Source organism: Phytohabitans kaempferiae (genome assembly GCF_042433955.1).
In the GTDB taxonomy this organism is placed as follows: domain Bacteria; phylum Actinomycetota; class Actinomycetes; order Mycobacteriales; family Micromonosporaceae; genus Phytohabitans; species Phytohabitans kaempferiae.
On record NZ_JBHLUH010000052.1, the window covers coordinates 150,471 to 173,389 of the forward strand.

12 protein-coding genes are annotated in these 22,919 nt (G+C 72.6%); 2 read left to right on the forward strand and 10 right to left on the reverse strand.

The window, feature by feature from the left end:
* Window positions 1–2 precede the first annotated feature (2 nt).
* From mycP to ACFFIA_RS25160, 5 genes are all read right to left on the reverse strand, one after another.
* Window positions 3–1,202: a type VII secretion-associated serine protease mycosin gene (gene mycP, locus ACFFIA_RS25140; protein ID WP_377254449.1), complete on the reverse strand. Its 1,200-nt coding sequence runs from the start codon at window positions 1,200–1,202 to the stop codon at window positions 3–5.
* A gap of 108 nt (window positions 1,203–1,310) precedes the next feature.
* Window positions 1,311–2,984 carry a S8 family serine peptidase gene (locus ACFFIA_RS25145; RefSeq protein ID WP_377254452.1) on the reverse strand — a complete coding sequence of 558 codons (1,674 nt, stop codon included), beginning with the start codon at window positions 2,982–2,984 and terminating at the stop codon, window positions 1,311–1,313.
* Window positions 2,981–4,582 carry an RICIN domain-containing protein gene (locus ACFFIA_RS25150; RefSeq protein ID WP_377254455.1) on the reverse strand — a complete coding sequence of 534 codons (1,602 nt, stop codon included), beginning with the start codon at window positions 4,580–4,582 and terminating at the stop codon, window positions 2,981–2,983. The genes ACFFIA_RS25145 and ACFFIA_RS25150 overlap by 4 nt, the downstream gene beginning before the upstream one ends.
* A gap of 181 nt (window positions 4,583–4,763) precedes the next feature.
* The gene (locus tag ACFFIA_RS25155) at window positions 4,764–5,024 is read right to left on the reverse strand and encodes a hypothetical protein (protein WP_377254458.1); all 261 of its coding nucleotides are present in this window, start codon (window positions 5,022–5,024) and stop codon (window positions 4,764–4,766) included.
* The gene (locus ACFFIA_RS25160) at window positions 5,021–5,311 is read right to left on the reverse strand and encodes a hypothetical protein (RefSeq protein ID WP_377254461.1); all 291 of its coding nucleotides are present in this window, start codon (window positions 5,309–5,311) and stop codon (window positions 5,021–5,023) included. Before ACFFIA_RS25160 ends, ACFFIA_RS25155 begins: the two co-directional genes overlap by 4 nt.
* Before the next feature lie 124 nt (window positions 5,312–5,435).
* Between ACFFIA_RS25160 and ACFFIA_RS25165 the strand changes: the two genes are divergently transcribed.
* Entirely contained in the window at window positions 5,436–6,779 is a 1,344-nt protein-coding gene (locus ACFFIA_RS25165) for a hypothetical protein (RefSeq protein WP_377254463.1), read from the forward strand.
* A gap of 6 nt (window positions 6,780–6,785) precedes the next feature.
* Entirely contained in the window at window positions 6,786–9,185 is a 2,400-nt protein-coding gene (locus ACFFIA_RS25170) for a hypothetical protein (protein ID WP_377254465.1), read from the forward strand.
* Between the two features lie 7 nt (window positions 9,186–9,192).
* Here ACFFIA_RS25170 and ACFFIA_RS25175 read toward each other — a convergent pair whose 3' ends face one another.
* From ACFFIA_RS25175 to ACFFIA_RS25195, 5 genes are all read right to left on the reverse strand, one after another.
* Window positions 9,193–11,949, reverse strand: coding sequence for an AAA family ATPase (locus ACFFIA_RS25175; protein WP_377254468.1), 2,757 nt, complete (start codon window positions 11,947–11,949; stop codon window positions 9,193–9,195).
* A gap of 21 nt (window positions 11,950–11,970) precedes the next feature.
* Window positions 11,971–14,658 carry a helix-turn-helix transcriptional regulator gene (locus ACFFIA_RS25180; protein ID WP_377254472.1) on the reverse strand — a complete coding sequence of 896 codons (2,688 nt, stop codon included), beginning with the start codon at window positions 14,656–14,658 and terminating at the stop codon, window positions 11,971–11,973.
* The gene (locus tag ACFFIA_RS25185) at window positions 14,659–15,171 is read right to left on the reverse strand and encodes a hypothetical protein (RefSeq protein WP_377254475.1); all 513 of its coding nucleotides are present in this window, start codon (window positions 15,169–15,171) and stop codon (window positions 14,659–14,661) included.
* 107 nt (window positions 15,172–15,278) lie between these two features.
* The gene (locus tag ACFFIA_RS25190; protein ID WP_377254478.1) at window positions 15,279–17,933 is read right to left on the reverse strand and encodes a hypothetical protein; all 2,655 of its coding nucleotides are present in this window, start codon (window positions 17,931–17,933) and stop codon (window positions 15,279–15,281) included.
* A 41-nt stretch (window positions 17,934–17,974) separates the two neighbouring features.
* Complete coding sequence (locus ACFFIA_RS25195) at window positions 17,975–22,879, reverse strand: NACHT domain-containing protein (RefSeq protein ID WP_377254480.1); 4,905 nt, start codon at window positions 22,877–22,879, stop codon at window positions 17,975–17,977.
* Window positions 22,880–22,919: the final 40 nt, after the last annotated feature.

A 22,919-nucleotide genomic window follows, 5' to 3' on the forward strand; every position in this document is an offset into this window, starting at 1 on the left:
ACCTACCGGACGTCGTCGTCAGATCCGCGGGCCGCGGTGGCGTCGCGGGCCGGTCGCCAGCCTCGGGCCCGGCCCGCCGGCAGCAGGACCGTCAGCAGCGCCACCAGGCCGATCAGCACGATCGCCATCCCGGCGGCGAGCGCGGCCATCGTCGGCCCGATCGGATCGGGTGGCGGCAGATCGGGGTGACGGGCGGCGGCGGCCGGTGCGGCGGGGCCACGGGCGCCCTCCTCGGCGAGCGCCGCCGACACGGCTGCCGCCGGGTTGACCACTCCCCAGCCGTAGCCGGGGTCCGGCAGTGGCACCGCGGGGTGGTCGGCGGTCGTCAGCAGCCGATGTCGTACCTCGGCGGCGGACAGATCCGGCCGGTAGGCCCGAATCAACGCCGCGGCACCCGCCACGAAAGGCACCGCGTAACTGGTGCCGCTGCCGCGCCAGTGCCCGGGGCCGCCGGGTCCGACGCTGACCACCTCGACGCCCGGCGCGGTCAGCCCGAGGTGGTCTCCGGTCTGGGAGAAGGCGGCGCGCGTGCCGGTCGAGTCGATCGCACCGACAGCGATCACGGTCGCCAGCGCCGCCGGGTACGCGATCAGCTGATCCTGCCCGGTGCTGTTGGCCGCGGCGGCCACCACCACGACGTCGCGCTGCTCGGCGTACTCGATCGCCGCGACCAGACTCGGTTCGGGCGCCCTGGTACTGGCGGATACGTTGATCACGGCGGCACCGCCGTCGACGGCCGCCCGGATCCCCTGCGCCAACAACCTGGCGGTGCCGTCGTCCATGCTGTTCGCCACCCGGATCGGCAGGATTCGCGCATCGGGAGCGACCCCGTGAAAGCCGGTTCCGTCCGCCGGCGCGGCAGCGATGATGCCGGCGATGAACGTGCCGTGGCCGAAGCAGTCGTTGTCGGCGGGGGGCGCGCCGGCCCTGGTCAGATCGACACCGCGCAGCACCCGGCCGTGCAGCTGCGGGCTGTCGGCCGCCACCCCGGTGTCGACGATGGCCACGGTGACTCCGGCGCCACGGGTCAACGGCCAGACCCGCTCCACCCCCAGCCAGGACTGCGCCCAGGGCAGGCCGGCCTCCACGCTCTCGGGCGGGCGCAGGCAGTCGACACCGGGGTCGGGCAACGCAGGTGCCGCCGTGACCGGCGCCCCGGTGGTGACGACGGTGATCAGCAGGGCGGCAAGGGCGGGGAGCAAAGCCCTTGGCCGGCCTGCGGCAAACACCCGGACGGGCGCCACGGGTGACACGGTCAGCCCTGGTAGAGGCCGAGTGCGTCGCGCAACTGGGGCTCGCCACACCCACCGTCAGCCATGCGCGATCACCTCCGTCGAACCTCCCCTGTGGTCATGGCCAGCGACCGGGTCGGGCGGTCGACCCTGCGGCCACTGGGCGTCCAGCCCGTCGCCGGTGTCGTCCGCCTGACGCATGGCCCTTCGCAGCCGAGCGATGAGCAGCCCGCTGAGGACGAGGGCCGCCAACAGGGTGATCAGGAAGACGAACCGAACCGCCCCGGTGTCGGCGGCCGCACCAGGCGAGCCGTTGTCGGAGATCGCCGTCACCTCTTCGGGCAGTTCCCGGACGACTGCGGCCTCCGGGTTGACCATCCCGTAGCCGTAACGCGGATCCGGCTGCACGTCGCCCATTTTGTCCGAGGTCACCGCGACCCGGTGGGCCACCTGGGCCGTGGTCAGCCCCGGATGTGCCGAGCGGACGAGCGCGGCGACCCCGGCGACGAGTGCCACCGCCAACTCGGTGCCACTGCCGGTGAAGGTTCCGGTTCCGCCGACGCCGATGCTGCTGACGTTCACTCCCGGCGCGACCACGTCCACCGCGGCCGGGAGATAGTCCTGGGCGGTCATCCCGTCGACGCCGATGCCGCCGACGACGATCACCTCGTCCGGCGGCTCGACCTCACCGGCGCTCTTGTCCCGCACCGGCGCGGCGGCGACCACGACGACGTCGTGCGACAGGGCCGTCCGGATCGCGTCGGCCACCGATTCGGCGGTGGCGTCGGCGTAGGCTCCCAGCGCGATCACCGTGGCGCCAGCGGAGACCGCGACCTCGATCGCGGCGGCCTGAACGGCCGGTTCGGCCGTCGTCTGATCCACCGCCAGCTGCACCGGCATGACCACCGCCTCGGGAGCGACCCCGGCGAAGGTGTCGTCCGCAGCCGCCTCCGCCGCCACCAGGCCGGCCATCGCCGTGCCGGTGCCCAGGCAGTCACTGTCGCCCCGCCCGTCACCGGTCACGATGTTCGCGCCGATGGCCACCCGGCCGCTGAGCTGCTCGCTGCGCCCGTCCACTCCGCTGTCGACGATGGCGACGAGTTGCCCGTGTCCACGGCTGTGCGGCCAGGCCAGGTCGGCCGCGATCCGCGCCATCGCCCAGTCCGACGACCCGCTCGCGGCGGTCGTCGTCACGCACTCGCCCTGCTCGGTCGGCGGGCTTGGCGGCGTTGTCGGCACCTGCCCCGGGCTGGGCGGCAGGCCGTCCAGTGCCGGCCGCTCACTCGCGTCCCTCGACGGCGCGACGCCACCGGGCCGGCTCGGTTCGCTGCGGTCAGGGGATGCCGCGGGCGCGGTGGGGGTGGTGGTAGTGGTGGAATTCGTCGGCGCCGGCGCCTCGGTGGGCAGCACTCCGTGCCGTACCCCGGAGCCGGCGGCGTCCCAGGGAAGTACCAGATGCCATCCGGCGCGCAACGAATCAGGATCGGACAACGCGTGACCGTCCGGCTGACGCCGGCCGGCGTTGAGGTTGTAGATCTCCGTGGCTCGCGCGGAGTCACCGAGCAGCCGGGCGGCGATGTCGCGCAGGTTTTCGGGTCGGCCCTGATGCGAAGACGCCACGGTGTAGTACGCGACGCGCTCATCGGCACGTGCTGGTACGGCGCCCACCACGGACGCGAGCAGGATCGCGGCGATGGTCGCCGCGATCCTGCCCGCGTGCCGGGAAGCTTTCGCGTTCTGTACCGATTTCACCTGCTCAACGTCCAACGCTGGTCGACGGCGTGTGGCTGCAGGTCCCACTGGGTCACCGGGGTGCCGTTGTTGGCGCAGCAGTCGACGCCGAGAATGTCGAGCACCTTGCCGGAGTTGCGGTTGAGGATGTGGTAGGTGCCGTCTGGCCCCGGCTGCAGTCGCCACTGCTGGTTGTGGTCCTTGCGGTCCGGCGTCTGCAGCTCCAGTTTGGCCCGGTTCTCCAGCGACGCGTCCCTGATTCCGAGGGCCAGTTTGGTGTGCACGTTGGTGATGGTCACCCAGCCGGCGTCCGGTGCGTCGGCGATGTTCCACCATGGGTCGTCACCCCCAGGGTTTTCCCAGAGCTGGACGGTCGTGCCCGCCTTGACCCCGGCAAGGTCCCTTCCGGGGACCTCCATCACCCTGCCGTTCAACGCGTTGATGAACTGGTAGCGCACCGTCGGATTCCAGACCCGCGCCGGGGACGCCCCGGTCTTGGGTGCCTGCGTCCTCGGTGACTCGGCTGGCGACGGCTCCGCGGTGGAGGACTCCGGGCTCGGCGACGGGCCGAGCGAAGGGCTGGGTGACGGACTGGGTGAGGGGCTCGGCTCCATCAGCCGGGTGTCCTTCGAGTAGCCGCCGAGGTACCGGTGCACCAGGTCGACGAGCTGCGGGATGGCCGCCTTGCGGGGCACGCCACCCTCCGCGCGAACCGCCGTCGCCCCCCACTGGTACGCGGCGAGCGCCAGCTCGTACGAGTCCGCGTCGTCGGTCTGCATATTCGACAGCTGATTGGTCAGATCGCACATCGCGCTGCCCAACGCCGGGATCGCCTGGCTCGGATCCCACACCGACGCCCTGGCCGATGGCCGGTACTCGCTCCACATCGCCTCGGTGAACTGGGCTATGCCCTGGCCGCCGTGGTCGCCTCTGAGGTTGGCGTTGAAGCCGGAGACCGCCATCAGCTGGGCTGCGATCTGCGGCGGGGACACATCCTCCGGGCACACCTGCCCCGCGGACATCACCAGCTCGACGTACTCCTCCGGAACGACGACCTCACCCACGGACGACTCGGCCGACTTGTCCGGCGTCGGCGTGTCGTTCGTGAACTGGGGCTGCTCGGCGTACCAGTTCGCGTACCCGACGACCGTGTCGACGTGCTGCGAGGCAGCCTCCGGGATGCCCTTCGCGTTGAGAACCGCGTCCAGGCCGACGCGTTCCGCGGCGACCGCCACCTCCCACCGATTGCCATCGATCCCGGCATGGCGGACCTGGCCGATCGTCGCGCAGGTCCGGTGGGCCAGGGCGAGGACGTTCGCCCGCAAGTCGACGCGCTGCGCCGACGTCCACGGCGCCCAAGCCCGCCATGCCTCGGCGTCCATGCCTGCAAGACCTTCGCCGTACGACGTCCGCGCGCCGGTCTCGAAGCCGGATGCGGCCATCATCTGCGCCGCGAGTCGCGGGCCGGTCAACGCCGGGCAGGAGGTCGCTCCGACGACGATCGCCGCCAACACGTCCTCAGGGACCGGCTTGCCCTCGATCCTGGTTTCGGCCAGCGCCGGACCGACCTGCGCGCCGGCGGCGACGATGCAGGCGACGGCGGCAGTGAAGGCCACCACGGTCTCGACGCGACGACGCGTGGTCCGCAACGAACGCCACGCCCGCCTGGCCGCGGAACGCATCGCGCCCAGTGGCCCGGGTACGGGCGTCGAAGGGGGCTCAGATGCAGCTCTCGATGTCACGGTTGACTACCCCTCTCCACCGGATATGCCCTTTGAACGGTGCGGGACATCGCGCCGTTCACGACGTCGCCAAGTTCGTTGCCGAGGGTTTGTGAAGCGCCCCGCTGATCAGGCCGAGGATGCCGTCCGGGCCGAGCAGCCCATCCGCTGCCAGGGTCCACTCGTCCACCGGGTTCAGGTCGACCCCGGCACCGGCCCACAGCTCCAGGGTGGATCCCAGCTCCTGCCGCAGGGCCGCAAGGCGCTGCGCGACATCGCCGGCGACCTCGTCGATGGCCTGACCGACGGCGACCAGGTCGACCGGGGCACCGCCACTCATCGGCCATCACCTCCGACCAGCTCCACGCCGGACCGCCCGGTGGCGCGCATCCCCTGCAGGTCACGGGCGATGTCGCGCAGCGCGTCGTCGAGCATGCGGGCGTAGACGTCGTACCCGGCCAGCAGGTCCCGTAGCCGACCTGGGGGCAGGTCCGCCAGTCCGGCCCGGTCCAGGCCCGCAAGCTGGTTGCGGAGTTGGAGCAGTCGCGCCCCGATGTCGGCCGCGGCGGCCAGGCAACTCTCGGCTGCGTTGCCCGCCCCCGGCTTATACGGTGTAATCCCGCTCATACTGCCTCCATGTACAGGGGATCACCCTGACAACGACAGGCGCCCAGTCTCCGTTCACCGTTCGGCGCACGACTTGCGGGCACCATAGGACGATCACCGAGCTCGACGAAGGAAGACGACACCGATGAGACCACGCCACCCGACGCAGCACGTCCTGGTCATGGTCGTCAAGTGCGTCGTCGTGCTCCTCGGCGCCGTGCTGCTCGGAGCAGCCCCGGCCGCGGCGGCTCCGACGGACGAGCCGGTCCCGCCACGGACCGAGGTCACCGAGACCGGGAAGTACTACGTGGTCGGCCCAGCCGTCAACGGTCAGCGGGAGTTCCTGTTCGCGATCGCGGCCAAGACCCTCGGTGACGGCAGACGGTATCGCGAGATCTTCGACCTGAACGAGGGGCGGCCACAGCCCGACGGGGGGCAGATGGTCGACGCGACCACGGTGGAGCCGGGTTGGATTCTCATCCTTCCCGCCGATGCCCAGGGCCCGGATGTCATCACCGGTGCGCTACCCGGGACCACCAGATCGACGGCCGCGCCCAGCGGACCGGATGCGGCCTCCGGCGGCACCTGGCTCACCACCGGGCTGCGGATCACGCTGCTCGTGCTGGCAGCGCTGTTCGTAATCTGGGCGCAGGTGACGCTGTGGGCGCGACACCGACGGCGTCCCGTCGCCACCGGCCCGAGCATCGCCACCGACCCGGCCGAGCAGCCACCCGCCGCCGAGTCCGCCGGCTCGCCCGCGCCGCCACCGGTCAGCCAGGCCGAGGGCCCCCCCGGCCAGCCGGTCCTGGCCGGCAACCAGGCGGTGCCGCCGATGCCCGCCCTCGGCCCGGCGGTGTTACGACCGGCCACGACGCCGAACCCGTTCGCGGTGCTGACCACCGAGCTGACCTGCAGCGACCGGCCAGCCCAGGTCCGCCTGATCGGATCGCGTCCAGGTAGGTGGGGTTCGGCGTACCGCTGGTTGTCCGGCGACCAGCAGCCGCCCCCGGCGACCGTCCCGCTGATCCTGGGTGAGCAGGACGATCGACGGCTCTGGGCGGACCTCGCACACGCCCCGGACGCCCTGACCGTCGGCGGCGACCCCGCAGCCGCCCGGCGGCACGCGGTGACTTTGGTGAGTCAACTCAATGGGGAGACCGACGTCGTCGTCATCGGGGACGCCCTCGGCGATGTGCTGCCGAGCGCCGCCCGGTGGCTTCCCGCGCCGGCAGACCTCGACGCCGGCCGGTCGATGGCCCGGATCCGGGTGGTGGTCTGCTCCGCGGCGGACGCGCCGGCATTGCGCAGACAGTTGCGGGATGCCAAGCACGGCGGCCGGCGCACCGTATCGCTGATCGTCGGGCCGGCACCGGCCGCGCGATGGTCGATCCAGTTGGGCGTTGCTGGCCGCCGGCGCCCGACGGCCGAGCACGACAGTCGGCAGCCGTCCTCCGACCAGTCCCGGCCACTGCCGGCGGACCGAACCTAGCGAGGAATGTTGTCAACCAGCCAGCCGCAGCCCACGTCGTCCGCCGGTCCCGACCTGCCGCGACCCGTCGACGGGCTGCACGACCTCGTCCTGGTTCCGGCGCCCGGCGGCGGTCTCGCCCACCCGAACGCGCCCGGTGTCGCCCTGTCCGCGGTGGAGCTGGCCGGCCACGTCGGGCCCGCCGCAGACACCGGCGGCCAGCTGCGGCTGCTCGTCAACGACGGCGCCTGTCATGAACCCCTGCTCAGCCAGGTCGCCGATCTACTCAAATGCGACATCCTGGTTACTCCGGCCGGTGCGTCCGTCGATCTGCTTGCCGGCCCCGACGGATCGCCGGGCGACGCGGTGCCGGTCGATCGGAGCACCGGCGACGTCGTCGAATGGGCCCTGGTACAGCCCGCCAGTCTGGCCACCACGCTGCCTGGCTGGTTCGACCTGGTGGGCGGGCTGGTACTGACCCGCGCCGGGCTGGCGACACTGCCCCTACCGAAGGGGCTCGAGTTCGTCGACCGGAGCAGCTTCGTCGAGCGTCGGGCTGCGGCGGCCCGGCTCGGTCGTGGCCACTCGGATCTGGTGACCGTCGCCGTGCCGACCCGTGCTGGCCGCTTCCAGCTCTCGACCTTCGATCAGGACGACCGGGCCGACCCCGACGGCTACGGCGGCCAGGACCTCGCCGCCGCGCTGTCGTCGATCCACCTCTACGGTGGCGACCTGCGGCTCTGGCTCAGCTGGCCGCAGGACGCGGCCGAGCACAACCAGCTGGAGACACAGCTCGCCGCGCTCGCCGAGGCGACCGGCGCCACCGTGTGGGCCCCCGCCGCCGGCGGTGCGGCGGTGCTGCTGCACGGCTGCCGGGACCTGTCTTCCCGGGACCGTAGCGGCAACGTCGCCAGGTGGCAGGACTACCGCCCGCCGCACGCCCGAGAAGCTCCGCGGTTCACCACCGACCTCGACGGACGGCTGGTGCCGACTGCCGACCCGGCGGCCACCACCATCGGCGGGGTGACGATCGTCAGTACCCGGCGGGAGTCAGCCGGGACGTTGCGTTCCCGGTACGCCGGCCTCACCGCCGAAAAGGGCACCGCGCTGCTGGACCTCACCGTGTTGGCCGATGGCCGGCTCGCCATGTCCTACCTCGACGGCGGTCACCTCGCCGTGGGCGGCGGCGTTCTGCGCGCGACACTGGCCAGCCGCGGCTGGACCGGAGAAGATCTGCTGCTGCTGACCCCGGTGGCGCCGAACGCCCTTACCGGGCTGCGCGAGCACCTCGCGATCCTCGAAGCCGAGCTCGGCACCGAGTTCTGGTCCCTGCCGCCGGGCGCCACCGTCGTGGCAGCCGCCGGCACGGCCCGGGCGGTGGACGAGCAGGGGCGCCCCACCGACTGGCTGCGCGCCGGCCGGCCGGCAGCCGATTCCATCGGCAGCCGATGGCGCAACGACGACGGTCGACTCGTCGCGGACCACCAGTCCACAGCCGGCGAACGGACGGTTCCGATCCCGGCGCCCGCCTCCGCCGCCCCGCCACCGCAGCCGGTCCTGCCGCCGCCGAGTCCGTATCAGGTGCGGCCGGCCAGCGGGTTCGGCGACGCGCACGGCGTACCCTGGATCCCGCAGCAGCCGCAGGTCAACGCCGAACCGGTACGAATGTGGCTGTCCTGCGCCTGGCCACCGGGGCGCGCCGCAGTCGAGGGGATTCCGACGGCGGACCTGTTCCTGATCGGCGACCTCGACGGCGCGCGGGTGGCGCGCGCCAATCCGGGTCGGTATCTGCTCTGCCTGCGCGTCGGCCCCGGTAGCGCCATCGATCTGAGTCGGATCGACGCCATGCCGGACAACCTGCGGCAACAGATCGGCGACAGTGCAGGCGTCGGTTCCTTCCTGCTGCCCGCCGCCTGGCTCGGCCAGGTCCAGCTACTGGCCGGCTACCGGGTGGACACCAACGGCCGGCCGCGCGACCACGTCGAACTGCCCGACGAACCGGTGCTGCTGCGCTGCGCCGGCGCCGCGCACGGCGTCGACGGTCTGCCCAACGAGGTCGTCCGCTGGCCGGCCAGCAGCCGGGAAGGTTGGGTCGTGCTGCCGCCCGCCCCACCGCAGGGAGATTTCGTCGAGGTGCACCCGCGGCGCCCGGAGGTCCGCGCCGGGCATCGGCTGGCTCGCCTGCGGCTGGGCGCCGGCGCGGCAATCGACGTAGCGGCCAGCGCCGCCGGCCTGAGCGGTCTGGCTTCGGCCCGTAGTCGCCTGCCCGATCTGTTGGTGAGCGGAATCGACGTGGCGCTGCCCCCCGCCTCGTACCAGCACACCCGGGTAAACCAGATCCGGTACGCCGACGGCACCCGGTGGCGGCCGGCCCCCGACCAGGTCGACCTGCCGCTCTCGGCGCTGTTCGGGTCGGAGCTGGCCTGACCGGCGTTCAGTCGACCCGATAGTCACCGACCAGTACCGCGGCTGCCAACTCCACCCGGGAGCGGTAGCCGGTCCGGGTGAACAGCCTCGACAGGCGCCCCTCGACGCTCTTGGCGCTGCTCTGGGTGACCGCGGCGAGTTCCCGGTTGGACAGACCTTCGGCGATCAACGTGGCGAGCAGGCGCTCACCTTCGACGAGGGTGTCGCTCCGGCCTGGCACCGCGACGCCGTGCTCCCGCATCACCTGCCGCAGCCGGGACCGGTGCAGCGTCGCCCCCAGCTGGCCGTACAGTTCATAGGCCTCGCTGAGCAGTTCCGGGCGGTAGCCGGTCCAGCGGACCACCCGTTCCAGGGTGCCCGCCAGCTCGTAGGGCCGGCCGAGGTCGCGGGCCAGCCCGACGACCTGCGCAGCCAGGTCGGTGTCCCGACCGGCCACGAGGCGAGCGCTTGCCGCCCGCCACGCCGCGGCGCCGTTGTCCAGCGCCGCCGCCGCGCGGTTGGCGGCATCCGCGGCCGCGTGGGCAGCGGCGGTCTCCCCACGTTCGGCCGCCAGCTCCGTGGTCACCAACCACAGTTCGTCGGTGCCGACCACCGCACCGGATCGAGCCGCGGTGGCGAGCGCCCGGGCGGCCGCCGTGGCGGCGGCGGCGGTGTTCCCGAGCGCTCGCTCCAGGTCGACGACCACCACGTCCGTCAGGTGCGGCAACGGGATGCCGCGAGTACGCGCGGTGTCGATCATCGCGCGGGCCCGCGTCAGCCAGCCCCGCCCGAGCAGCACCTCTGCCGCGGCCCGGTGCACCAGCGCCGGCACCGGCGGCCGGGTGGTCACCAGGTCGGCGGCGATGCTGACCCGGGCCGCTTCCAACGCCTCCGTCCACTGTCCGCGGCGCCAGTCGTACAGGCAACGTTCGGGTGTCGGCAGGTCGGCCCGGGTCAGCCCCGCCTCGGCCAGCACCCGGTCGACGACCGTTCCGGCGCCGGTGGCGGCCGCCAGCCGGTAGCTGCCGAGGGCCGCCGCCACCTGCCGCCGGCGGTCACCGGCGGCGGCACCCGCCGGCGGGGCCTGCCCGACTGCCGACCACCGAGCCGGACCGGTGTCGGGTGCCGACGAGACCGGCGGGACCGGCCCGCGAGACCGTGCGGTCACCACCGCGATCTGGGTGGCGACCAGTTCGGTGACCGGATCCACCTGGCCGGCGCCGGCTTTCGGTAGCTGACCGGACCCGCCGGCGAGGAGCAGGTCGGCTGCCTGCGTCCAGCGGTCCTGCAGGGCCAGCGCGGCGGCCCGGGTGACCGGGGTGGGCGGCGGCCGGGTCGGCCCCCAGAATTCGCCTGCCGCGACGTCCTGGATCGTCCCGGTGTCGTCGGCCCCGCTGGCGCGGGCGAGCGCCAGCAACTCCGCCTCCTGCCGGGCCGCCGCGGACAGTTCGCCGACCTGATCGGCGAGCAGGCGGGACAGCGACGGCTGCGCTGCGGCGTGGCGCCCCACATGTAGCTCGGCGGCGGCGTCGGCGAGCAGTGCCTCAGCCCGATCCCGCGGCGCGGCGCTCAGCTCCGCGGCGCCAGCCCACCAGCGGGCGGATGCCGCCGGCGAGGTCGACTCGGCGGCGGTGGCGCAGGTCCGCAGCAGCACGCTCGCCCGGTGCGCATCGACGAGGCGGCCGGCGACCGCCGCCTGGTCGGGCAGGAAGTCCGGGTCGGCGCAGGTCGCCTCGCCGGCCCAGATCGCCTCGACCGCGAGTTGGGCCAGCCGCCGTCGTTCGTACGGCCGCAGACCGGTGACGAGGGCCACCGCCAGCATCGGAACCGTGATCCGCCAGTGACCCTGTGGGTCGCTGGTCGCGATGCCCGCCACCCGCAGCACCGCCAGGTCCTCGGCGACCTGCGCCGGTGTCCGTCCGGTCCCGCGACCGACCAGCAGCGGTACGGCCGGGCCGAGCGGTTGGAGCACAGCCAGTGCCCGGGCGACGGCGAAGGTGTCTTCGCCCAGCTGGCGGACCGGTCGCAGCAGGCTGTGGTCGGCGGAGATCCACGGCACGGCGGCGGGATCGGTCAGGTAGGCTCGCCGGTCCAGCACCCGCACGGCGGACGACCCCTGATAGCCCTCGGCTGCGGCGAGCAGCGCGGCTGGCCGACCTCGGCCCAGTCGCCGCAGCTGGGCCCGAAACGCGTCGTCGGGTGTCGCGTGCAGGACCGTCGCCGCCAACGCGTCGGACTCGGCGGGGGTGAGTGGCCGCAGCGGCGCGATCCGCGCCAGCCCGGCGGCACGAAGTTGGCGCAGGGTGGCCCACACACCGGCGGCGGTCTGCGCGCCGCAGCCGGTGCGCACCGTCACGACGGCGCGCACCGAGGTCCCGTCGACGCGGTGCAACGCGGCCAGCAACGCAGCGGCCGAGTGCGGGTCGGCCCACTGCGCGTCGTCGATGAGGATGGTCAGCGCGCGGTGGTGCCGCAACGCTCGGGCGAGCATCGCCGCTGGTGGTTCCGGGTTCGCGCGCCGGGCTCGGCCGGCGGCGAGCCGGGTGGGCGGCAGCGTGAGGCCGGCGAGCAGACCTGCGGCCAGATGCCAGGGCTCGTCGCGGTCCTCGGGTGCCAACCGTAGCTCCAGGACCGGCTGGCCGGCCGCCTCGGCCGACTGGCGCAGAGCCCGCAGGGCGCGGGTTCGGCCGCTGCCGGACGGCCCGGTGATCATGGTGAGTGCGGGCCGGAGCGGACCGGCCGCACCACCAGGCACTGGCGCGAGGGCCGCAGGGGTTGCCGTCATCGGAGCGTCTCCCGTCGAGGATCAGGAAGCGATGTCGAGGGTGTCGGAGGTGATGCTCGCGGCGACCAGCTCTACCCGCGACCGGCAGCCGGTCCGGGCGAACAGACGGGTCAGATAGTTCTCGACGGTCTTCTCGCTCATCCGCATCTGGACGGCGATCTGCCGGTTCGTCCGTCCGCTACGGATCAGCGCGATGATCTCCGTCTCGATCGCGCTGAGCACCGCCCGAGACGTTTGGCCACGAGACCGGCGTACGCCGCGGGCCCGCATCGAGTCGACGGCAGCGGCACGCAGCCGCGGCGAGCGGATCTCCTCAGCCGTGTGCAGCGCTTCGAGCAGCCATGGCAGCGGATCGGCGGCGATCCGGCCGAGGTCGAGGGCGGCGTAGGCCAGCCCGACGCGGTCTCCACCGCCCCGCAGCAGGCCGATCGCCTCGGCCGCGGCGGGCAGGTCCGAGGCCGCCAACGCCTGCGCCAGCAGGGCGGTGCCGAGGTCGAACCGCTGCCCCCCGGCGGCAGCCGGATCGACCAGTTCGACGATCTCACGCCCCTGGGCGACAAGTCCGAACCGGCCGGCGATCCCGGCCGCCCGGACGATCAGCTGGGCGACACCGATCCGGCTGCCGTACGCCAGCTGCCGCTCGCGGGCCCGTCGGGCCGCGTCCAGCCGGTGCCGGGCCTGTGCCGTGGTGCCAGGCTCACCGGCCAGCCCGTTCGTCACCCACCAGCGCAACGCCGCGTAGGGCGGTTCGTCGGGAACCGAGCTCAGCCAGGTCGCCGCCTCCGCGCAGCGGCCCTGCAGGCCCAGTGACTCGGCGGCCCAGATCCGGGCCAGGTGACACAGCGCGGGCGCCCGGCCGCTGGTGAGCTGGACCTGCCGGGCTGCGGAGACCACCCCGGGCAGGTCACCCCGGGTACGGGCGGACAGCATGCGGTGGTAGGCGGCGAGTGGCCCGTCGGCGGGTATCCGGTATCGCTCGGTGCCCAGAACCAGGTGAAAGACCTGAGCCAGGTCCCCGGCCGCACCGGCGGCGAGCAGCTGGTCTTGCTGGCGGTCCGCGCCGCCCGGCCGGTCCTCGGTGGACGGCCCGGGCGGGTCGCCGCCATCGACGGCCCACCCGACCAGCGCAAACTCGGCGTCGGTGACCAGCGCCGGGCCGCAGTCGAGCGACCCGGTCGAGCTCCTCGTCGTCGTTGGACCGACCGGCCCGGTCACGACTACGGGGGCCGGGGTGAGCCATCGGTCCGCCCAGGGCGCGATCGCCCGTCGGTCAGGTGGTGACGAGAGCACCTCGGCCACCGGGACGCCGGCGTGCACCGCGGCGAGTACCCCGGCGGCGGGGAGATCGGCCCGGTCGGCCGGCGCCGCCCGCACCACCTCCGCGAGACGGGCGAACTGGCCGGTGCGCATCAGCAGGCGCATCAGCCAGCCGAGGAGATCCTCGTCGACCGGCGCGCCGCCGGCGTGTCGCAGCGCGGCGTCCAGCCAGTTGGCCGCCCGGTCCGGTTCACGCTCCATCACCTTGGCCGCGGTGGCGGCCAGGGCCAGCGCGGTCCGGCGGCCGGTCGGCATGGTGCCGCCCGCGGAGGTGACATGATCGGCGAGGGCCGCCCGGTCGGCCGGCACGCCCGATCCGGCACGCCGCAGCATCGCCGCCGCGTACGCCCGATGCAGCCGGGTGACCGCCCCGGCCTCGGCGGCGAACCTGGCGGCGGCGGCCGGGCAGCTCGGGCTGATGACATCGTCCGGCCCCACCAGCAGCGCCCCGTCGGCGACCAACTCGTCCAGGGTCGCACCGTAGTTGTCGACCTGACCCAGGGTCGCGTCGGCGAACAACGGCAGGTCGTTGAGGCGGAACCGGGTGACGGCGGCCATGGTGGCCAGCCGGACGGCCACCACACCTCGCCGCCGCACCGAGGCCACCAACCGATGGTCGACCGGCAGCGGGATCGGCGCGTGCGGTTCGAGCAGACACAGGTGGTCCGCAACGACCACGAGTCGGCCGCTGCCGGCCAGCTCGTCGGTGGTCTGCAGGATCGTGGCGGGGTTACCGGCCAGCGGGCCGAGGGCCGTGGTGAGCGCCGGGAGGACCGCCTCGTCGACCGGCGCGCCATGACGGCGGGCGAGTATCTCCCGCACCGATTCGGCGGCCAACGGAGTCAGCTCGACCACGGTGTCGGCGAGGGAGGACTGCCTCGCAGTGCCGGTGCCGGCGGCGACCACCAGACAGTTGCTCCGGACGGCGGCGGCCAGCGCCGGGGTCAACCCCGGGTTGGCGTCCACGTCGTCGGCGATCAGCACGGCCGGTCCGGGCCGGCAGATCAACGCGATGGCGGCTGCGGTCTCCTGGGCGAGCAGAAGCAGCCGGTGTGGCACGCTCGACGCCCGACTGTCACAGGCCGCGCCGATGGCGCTCAAAGGTCCGGTCAGCAACGGGTTCGCGAATTGCCCGTACTGTTCGCGCAGGACGTGCAGCAGCGCGGCGAAGCCGGCCACCGGGTCGTGCGGGTCCGCCGGCGGCGGCACCCGCAGGACCATGACGTCGGCCGCCGACCAGGCGTCGGCGGCGGCGTCCAGCAGTGCGGTCCGCCCGCTGCCCGGCGCCCCGGTCACCAGCGCGAACCGCCCGCCGGCCGGGGCCTGTCGGAATGCCTCGTCGAGGGCGCGCAGTTGCCTCTGCCGGCCCACGACCGAATGCCGCCGCTGCATCTAGGCCCCCACCGCCGATCCGATGGCCCCGGGCCCCGGGCCGCCGATCGCGTCGCCGGCGGTCGGGTCCTGCCGGATCATCAGGAAGATCTCCCCGGCGATGGCCAACGACCGTAGGTACTCGTCATCGTTCGTGGTGTCCAGCCACACGATCCGGCCGGCGGACCGGCTGGGTAGCGGGCCGTCGGCGAAGTGGGCGTCGACAAGGATCACCGGTACCGCCGCCGACCACGACGCGGGTACCCGCGTCGGTGCCGCCTCTTGGAGGAAGGCGCGCAGCTCGTCGGGGGCGAGGCCGCTGGGGCCAAACGCGGCGAGCACCCGCTGTTGCAGCCGGCCGCGGATCCGTTCGGCGTGCTGGATCCGGGCCCGGTGGCGAAGGTGCTCCGGCAGGTCCAGATACCCGTCGATCAGTTCGTTGAGGAGCAGTTCGGGTTCGTCCGCGGTGAGGTGTCGACCGGCCGCGGCGTACACCATCCGGTACCGCTGACGCCAGATGTCCGGCTCGGTCACGGTCTCCACCTCCGCACGACCGGGGTCGTCAACCGGCCGCGCCTTTAGGAACGAGATCCACGGGCGATCCGTTCACGGTCGGCCGGCGAACCCGAACCTCGCGTGGTTCAGCCGGCGGCCGGAGGCTGCCCGTCGCGGATCTGCAAAGCCGTGGCGTTCGCCCACACAAGCACCTCCTGGATGCGGTACGGCGAGACGCTGTAGCTGTCGCTGACACTGTTGTCGAACGCGATCGCCCGCCAGAACCCGCCATCGACCATCAGCTCGGTGCCGTCGGCGGTCGGGACGAGTCCGTTGCCCAGCACCGGAACGATCATCGTCAACCGGTGTCGGCCGCGCAGGCGGTGCACGGCCGGATCGAAGGCGGCGGTCAGGAACAGCGCGGTTCTCGCCAGCGCGGGGTCGGCCGAGAGCAGTTCGGTGAGGACGGTGACCTGGTCCGGGGACAGGCCGCCGACCGGGCCGGGGCCGAGCACGACCAGGGTACGACCGTACTGCGCCGCAGCTTCGGCCAGGTCGCCCGCCCACCACGGAGCATCGCCGTAGCCGATCCATCGCAGGTCCGGTTGGGCCTGCATGGGCACGGGGACCGAGAGCCACAGGTCGCTGTCCCGGCGCTGGACATCGGGAGCAACGGTGATGGCCTGCTGGTACTGCTGGCGGACGACGTCGGCGATGCCGGCGTAGTGCCGCCGCGCCGCCGCGGTGGACATGTGCCGCTCGCCGTGTGAGCGCACCTCGACGACCAGGTGCGGGACGAGCAGCATGCCCCCGCCGAAGTCGGGCCCCGGTACCGTGCCGAGACCAACCATGACGTCGGTCTGGCGGATCCGCCGGGCAGTCGGATCCAGTGCGCTGGTGACAAACTCGTCGATGGTGACCCGACCCGCGGCGCCCCGGCCGATGTCGATGCCGCCGAGGTCGACGCGGATGCCCGGCGCTCCACCCCGCTGCTGCTCGTAGTCTGGGATCCGTGCCCGGAACGTCTCCTGGACGAGCGCTCTGATCGCTGGGGCGTCCGCCAGCAGATACGAGCGCACCCGGTCCGGCAACTCCACCAGGCTGTCCTGGAACGCGTCCTGGCGCGACAGCAACGCGACGTGCGCCTTGATGAGTAGCTCGGGCCGGATCGGGGCCTGCAGCCCGCCGGCTGCGGTGTCGTAGACGAGCGCAAGATAGCCGGCGATGATCCCGGCCTCCACGCGGTGGTCGGTAGGGACCTGTCGGATGTCAAACGACGGCGTGGTCGTGCCCGGTGGCAACTGGCCCTGCTGCAGGGACGCCGCCAGGAACCGCGCGGCGGCCCGCTCTCCGAGGGCCCGGCCGTCGTCGAGATGATCCTTCGTATAGTACCCGACCGACTGGTCCCGCCAGACGTTGTCGGCGGCGTACCTGACGAACTCCCGTAGCCCGGAAGGGACCGACCCGAAGGTGAAGTGGAAGTGGTTGCCCGAGTCGTCGCCGATCGGCCGCGGACCGATCAGCGCCTTCTCCCCCAACTCGGTGAAGACCAACCCTTCGGATCGGTACAGGTCGGTCAGGGTGATCGTGGGCCCGGCGCCGGGCTCCCCCGGGATCCGGTCGGCCAACCCGGCCATTCGCTCGAACGCCGCGAACACCCGGTCGGGATCGAAACGGCCGGTCTCGTGTGGGTGCACCCGCAGCACGTCGGATACCCGCTCGATCAACCCGAGCGTCACCGGGCTCACTCGGTCCGCCTCGTTGTCGTCGTCCTCGGTGGCGTCGTCCTCGGTGCGGTAATAACTTTCCCCGGACTCGTAGAACTCCTTGGTCTCCACCACGACCCGGAACGATCCGTCCGGGGCGAGGGCCAGTGTCTCGCCCCGGACCGACCCCGGATCGGTGCCGTCGGAGAAGAACAACAGGACCGTCTCCTCCTCCTCGACGCCGCCGCCGAGCCGCATGCCGTCCTCGCCGGAGTCGACCGAGTGGAAGCCGTCGAACTCGATGTCGCGACCGACCTCCTCCAGGGTCACGTCGTTCATCGTGTCCCAGCCTCCGCCGACGCCGTCTCCGACGAAGAGCACCCACGAACGGGCGCTTTCGAAGTCGTTGTCGGCCCGGGTGATCAGCTGCGGATCGGCGCGCCGCTGGTCACCCGAGGACGACGCCGCCGTGGTCGGGACGTAGAGGTCGTCGCGGGGCGCCAACACCGTGCCGCCGCGGGCGCTCGCGTGCCGCTGCGCGAAGCCCTCGTCGAGTTCGCCGATCCGGCAGGCCAGCAGGGCCACGTCGGGCGGCAGGTCCGCGGTCACCACCGCCAGTTGTTCCGCCGTCAGCAGCACGTCCACGTTCCGTTGACCACGCCGTACGGGCGCCCGGACGAACTCGCCCTCGCCGTGCACCACGACCACGGGCAGACCACCGGCTGGCAGCCAGCTACGGGCCGGCTCCCCGGGTCGCCGGTCGGCCTGGCCCGGATCGCGTACCCCGCGCGACACCCGGTCCCACTCTCCGGGTGAGAGCAACGCCCGCACCGGCCGCCCCGAGGCGACGTCGCGGTGCATGATCAACGGGTCGCCGTCGGCGAGGAATCCGCCTTCACCGTCGTCCACCAGGTCCTGGACGGGCGCAGCCGGCTCCCCCCGATCCGCCGGCAGTTGCGGCAGGGTCTGCATCAGCAACGGCCGGGTCAGTCGGCCGATCCCGTGCTCGCGTGCGGCCTCGAATCCCACGGCCAGCAATGCCCGCCGCGCCCGCCGCGGATCGGACGTGGCCGGGTCGGCGACACGCTCGGCCAAGAGCGCCGGATCGGCGGCCCGGAAGTGCCGATGCTCGAACGTTACGCCCGTTCGAGCATCGCGTTGTGGGCGTCCAGGAAGGCGCTGGTGTCCGTTTCGCTGTAGACGTTCACGCCGATGCGCCGGGATTCGACGGTGATCTGCTCACCCGGACCGTGCCGCACCTGCCAGCCCGCCTGCGTCAGGTCGTTCACCAGCCAGGTCAGTCCGGCGCGGAGCAACGCCTCGTCCACCGGCAGGGGGCGCAACGCCCGGACGATGTGGCCAGCCGCGTCGACCTCGGCGCGGACGAGCACCTGCCGCCCGCCGACCGTGGCCTGGTACACCCCGTGGTGGGAAAGCAGGAAGTCGTCCCGGACCCGCTGGCCCTCGCGGACCAGCCACTGGACGAACTCCCAGGCCTTGTCCTGTGGCGTACGCCGGCCGATCGCCCGCTTCAGCCGGTGCCGCGCCTGTTCCCACCGGCTGTCCGCCGAGGTCCAGCCGATCTCCCGGGCGACCCGGTAGAAGTGCCGGACGTCCGCCGGGGAGAGCGCGTCACCGGTCCAGGTCTGGTTGCCGAACCGGTCGGTGCCCCGGCTGAGCTGATAGATGTCGGCGCCGGTGGCCGGGTCGAGAATCGCGAAGGTGTCCGGTGTGACGAGCCGCCCCGCGACCTGCCGGACCTGACCGTCCGGCAGGGTCTCCCCCACCACGGTCAGCGCGGTGCCATCCGGGGCCACCGGTGACCAGCCCACCTCGTCGCTGGTCCACGGCTGCCCGAGCGACGACTCCGTCCCGGCGGCCGACGACACCGACGGCCGCGGCAGGGTGTTCCGGTCGACCGGGTCGGACATCGACAGTTCCAGGCCGAGGCGACGGTCGAGATCCGCCAACTCGGCTCGCCGGCCGGCGCCGTCCACCGGCCTGTCGGTGACCGGCACGAGCCGGATGGGCAGCGGGTCGTCGTCGAGTGCGCCGCGGACCGCGGCGCCGATCTGAGCGAGCAGCGCGGCACCGCCGGGGACCAGCCAGCCCGCCGGCACGAGATCGGCGTCGGCGGCGTAGGCGACCACCAGATGCCCCTCCGCGGCTGGAATCTGCGGTGGCGCGTCGTCGCCCAGCCACCACACCCGGCCGTCGACGTCGATGGGATCGACGGTGACCGACTCTCTCAGCAGTCGTGCGGACTGCTCGTAGCGCGTGGCCAGCTCCGTGGCGGTTCCGGGCTCGGCCGGGGCCTGCGCGGCCAGTTCCAGCGCTCGGATCAGCCGGATGGTGGGACCGGTGCCTTCTTCGTCGGCCCGCGTCGCGGCCAGGAGCCGCTCGACCGCCGGCTCCCCCACCAGTTGCCGGGTGTCCGGGTCCCGGCTCAGTTCGGCGAGCGCCCGCTGGGCCGCGGCGAGCCGGGCGACGGTGACGCCGTCGACGCCGTACGCCCGGACCGCCAGGTAGCCGATGGACGGTAGCTCCGCGCGGGTCACGCCGAGGTGTCCGGCCAACCTGTCCAGGCTGTCGGCGCGTTTGGCCCGGTCTGCCGCCGGTGGGCCGCCGTCCGCCGCATCGAGCAGGGCATGGGTGATCGACCGTACGTCAAATGCCGCCGCCGGGTCCGGCTGCACCGGCCGGTACGCCAACTCGGTCGGCGCAGCGTCTAACCCGAAGACCCTGGTCAGCAGCTGGTCGTCCGGGCTCACCGCTCGGCCCACCCGCGGCGTCGGCTCGGGCGCCGGCTCCGGTGCCGGGTCCAGGAACTCCGCGAGTTCCGACCGGACGGGTTTCGGCTGGGCAGCGGTCGTGCCGGCCTTGCTCGAGTCCGGGTCGCCCCCGGCGATTTCGGTGATTGTCATGCTCACCCATCGCGCCGCGCGGGCGGTCGGCTCGTGCGCGCTGGCTGCCAACGCTTGGAGTACGGGGTGGTCCGAAGTCACCTGCGTCGGAGCTCCGGCCCAGACCAGGAGGAGCCGGTGCTCGATGTCAATGTCGGTCGTCGTTCCGTCCTCGGCCGCCTTATCGACAACGATCGTCAACAGTGCGACGTCGAGCTGTTCCGCCTCGACCCGGTCGACGCCCCGCGCCAGCTTGGTCAGCTGGGACAGGTCCGACACCGCCGGATTAACGAGCAGGTCGAGAAACAGTTGGCGGCGCGCCTGCGGGTCTGGCTCAGTCAGGTATCGGTACGCCTCGTCGTGCAACCTGCTGCGGGAGAACTCGAAGACGCTCTGCGTCGCGGAGGCCCGGTCGTCGTCGGTCTGGCGGCCGCTCAACTCGGCCACCCGGTCGAAGGCCCTGGATCGGGTGTCGCCGACGGCCTGCCTCAGGATGTTGGCCAGTGCGGCGAAGGCGTCGCGGGACTGTGCCCAGGTCGGGGCCGCGAGCCAGTCGTCGATACCGCTGTCGACGATCAGTTCGGACAGGGCGCTCGCGGCGATGCCCGCCGGACGGATCCGCCGGTCCAGGAAGCCGGTCCAGGTGGCCCGCGCCGGTCCGTCGAGCGAGGCCGCGGTCTCGCCGACGATCCGCCGGGCCCGGTCCGAATCTCCTCCGGCCAGGGCTGCGATCGCCCGCACCAGCTCGACATCGCGCTGTCCGCTCTCGTTGAGGTCGACCGAATCGAGCAACGGCAGCAGATCTTCGTAGCGTGCCGGTGGCACCGCGGCGACGAGCTGCCGTAGCGCGTCCTGACGGTCGGCTGGGTCCGGGGCGGTCAGCAGCCGCGCCACCTGTTCGCCATGGCCGGGCGCCAGCAGACCGATCAACGCGTTCCGCCTGGTCGTCGATGTCGCGCCGGTCGGGTCCGCGGCAGCGTCGAGGTTCTGGGCGACGAGGCGGGCCGCGACGTACGGCAACAGCGCCTTGCCTGGACCGGTGAGGTACCCCCCGACCCGCCGCAGGTCGTCGTGGGCACGTGTCGGGTCGTCCTGGGCCAGTGCCGCGTTCACCAGCGGCATGACCAGGTCAGTGGCGAACTCGGCCAGCCGCCTGGACGGTTCGGGCGCTCGACTCGCCGCCAACCCGGCGACCACGAGGGCGGTCCTCGCCCGGGCCGGAGCGGCCCCTTCGACCTGCCCTCGTCGGGCCTCTTCCAGGGCGGACAGCTCAGACTCGCTGGGGGAGATGCCTTCTGTCCACAGCAGAAGCCTGGTTATCGAAGCGACTCCGACCCGGTCGGTGAGCCAGGACAGCTGCTCGACCCGGTTGTCCGGATCCGACTCCGCGAGGAAGTCCAACGCTTGCCGGTCCACCCGCGCCCGGGCCAGGTAGAACAGTTCCTTCAGCGCGTCTATTCGGTTCGTGACCTCGGCGGACGACTCACGGGCACGCCGCTGATGCAGGCGCCCACGCAGGTCCCCGGCGGCCACGCTCTCGGTGTCGCTGCTGAACAGTTCTCCCGTGTCCACCCAGAGATCGGCAGCGTCCCGCCAGGTCGGCGCATCGACAACGGCGTCGATCCACCGGTTGAGCAACGTGGTGCCGAGTCGCTCCAGGTCGTCGCCCATCGCGGGGGCCGGACCGTCAGCCAGCTCGTGCTCGGCCAGCACAACCAGTCGGGAGCCCCACCTGCCAGCGTGTTCGGGGGTGAACTGCTGCGACGTCCCGCTGATCAGCCGCATCGCGGCGTCGAGGTCCCCGCTGGCCACGAGTTCCAGCGCCTGGTAGCCGATGAGCGTACCCACGTCGGCGTCGGCGTCGGCCGGCACCGGTCCGGGCTGCGGCAGCGGCTCGTCGTGCAGCGGCACCGGATGCGCTGCCGCCTTCTGGTAGGCCTCCCGGGTGACTCTCCCGATCCGCTCGACGTATTCACGGAACTGGGCGACGGTGGGCCATTTGTCGCCATACGAGCGGATCTCCAGGAGGCCGACCGGCTCCGCCAGCCGGCCATCGTTGGTGTCCATCTCCAACCACTCGGTCATACCGCCGAACGTCGCCTGCTGGCTGATCTCGCGACCGTTCAGCGGGGCGACAAAGTACTCCTCGACGCCGACCCCGTCGTCGATCCGAGCCGCGTACCAAGGATCTCCGGCGCGCCAGATCAAGTACTGACCTGCGCCACTGTCGACTACCTCTTCAAGCCTCTCCGCATAGCCTGGATCGGTCTGTACAAACATTCTGGCGAACAGGTCAAAGATCCGGTCGGCATTCAGGAGAAGATGCATCCGCATCCATATCGGCAGTTGCGCCCAGAACGTCACCATCGCCATCCGGGAAAGTGCGGCATTGTGGCGTTTTGGCAGGGCCTCCGGTTCGATGATGCTGGCAGCCAACGCACTCGAGTGCGAGTAGAGCAACGCCATGAATCCGCCGACCGCGCCGAGAACCCGGTCGGAGGGCACGAGCCCGTCCTTGTTGAACCGCTCTCGGGCGTCCTCGGCGACCGCCTGGCCGAACGTCAGACCGTCCAGGAGTCGTTCCTTGACCGGCATTCCGGTGGACTCGTCACGCCAGGTGTGCTCGGCGACATCAGCGAGAACCTCGGCCAGGCTCTCGGTCGCCGACGGCGCGGTGATGTGCCCGTGCAGCCGGCTCGGCTCGCCTTCGGGGGTAGGTCCGATCAGTGCCCCGGCAGCCGCGTCGTCGACCTCGAACCCGAGGCCGTCGAGGATCTCGCCGAGCGGCTGCGACGGCCTGCCGGGTTCCAGCTTGTCCGGATCGAGCCGTTCGCCGAACCGCCGCTCCAGTTCCGCCATCAACCGCCACACCGAGTCGGCGTCCTCGACCCGCCCCTGCTCCCCCGGAAGGTTCTGGAGCACGCCGGAGATGACCTCGGGGAGCGCGACCTTTTCCTCTCTGGTCGCGACGTCGGGCGGCCGGTGGATGAAGGCCCGGAACCCTTCGCCGGGCCGCTCGTCGGCCACGAACAGAAAGCGGGTCTCCACTTCGATCGTGAGCGACCTGTCGCTGGTCTTGGCGAGGGCCTGGCGGTCGCCTTCCGCGTCGGCGTTGCCGGGAAGTTGGATCGGCAGCAACCACTCCGCCTCGAAACCGATCCCCCGATACGGCCCACGC

What these genes read in the sequence shown, in the direction of transcription:
- ACFFIA_RS25180 (WP_377254472.1), bottom strand. Translation starts at nt 14,658, where the DNA reads ATGCAGCGGCGGCATTCGGTCGTGGGCCGGCAGAGGCAACTGCGCGCC.
- ACFFIA_RS25175 (WP_377254468.1), bottom strand. Translation starts at nt 11,949, where the DNA reads ATGACGGCAACCCCTGCGGCCCTCGCGCCAGTGCCTGGTGGTGCGGCC.
- ACFFIA_RS25170 (WP_377254465.1), top strand. Translation starts at nt 6,786, where the DNA reads ATGTTGTCAACCAGCCAGCCGCAGCCCACGTCGTCCGCCGGTCCCGAC.
- ACFFIA_RS25160 (WP_377254461.1), bottom strand. Translation starts at nt 5,311, where the DNA reads ATGAGCGGGATTACACCGTATAAGCCGGGGGCGGGCAACGCAGCCGAG.
- ACFFIA_RS25165 (WP_377254463.1), top strand. Translation starts at nt 5,436, where the DNA reads ATGAGACCACGCCACCCGACGCAGCACGTCCTGGTCATGGTCGTCAAG.
- ACFFIA_RS25155 (WP_377254458.1), bottom strand. Translation starts at nt 5,024, where the DNA reads ATGAGTGGCGGTGCCCCGGTCGACCTGGTCGCCGTCGGTCAGGCCATC.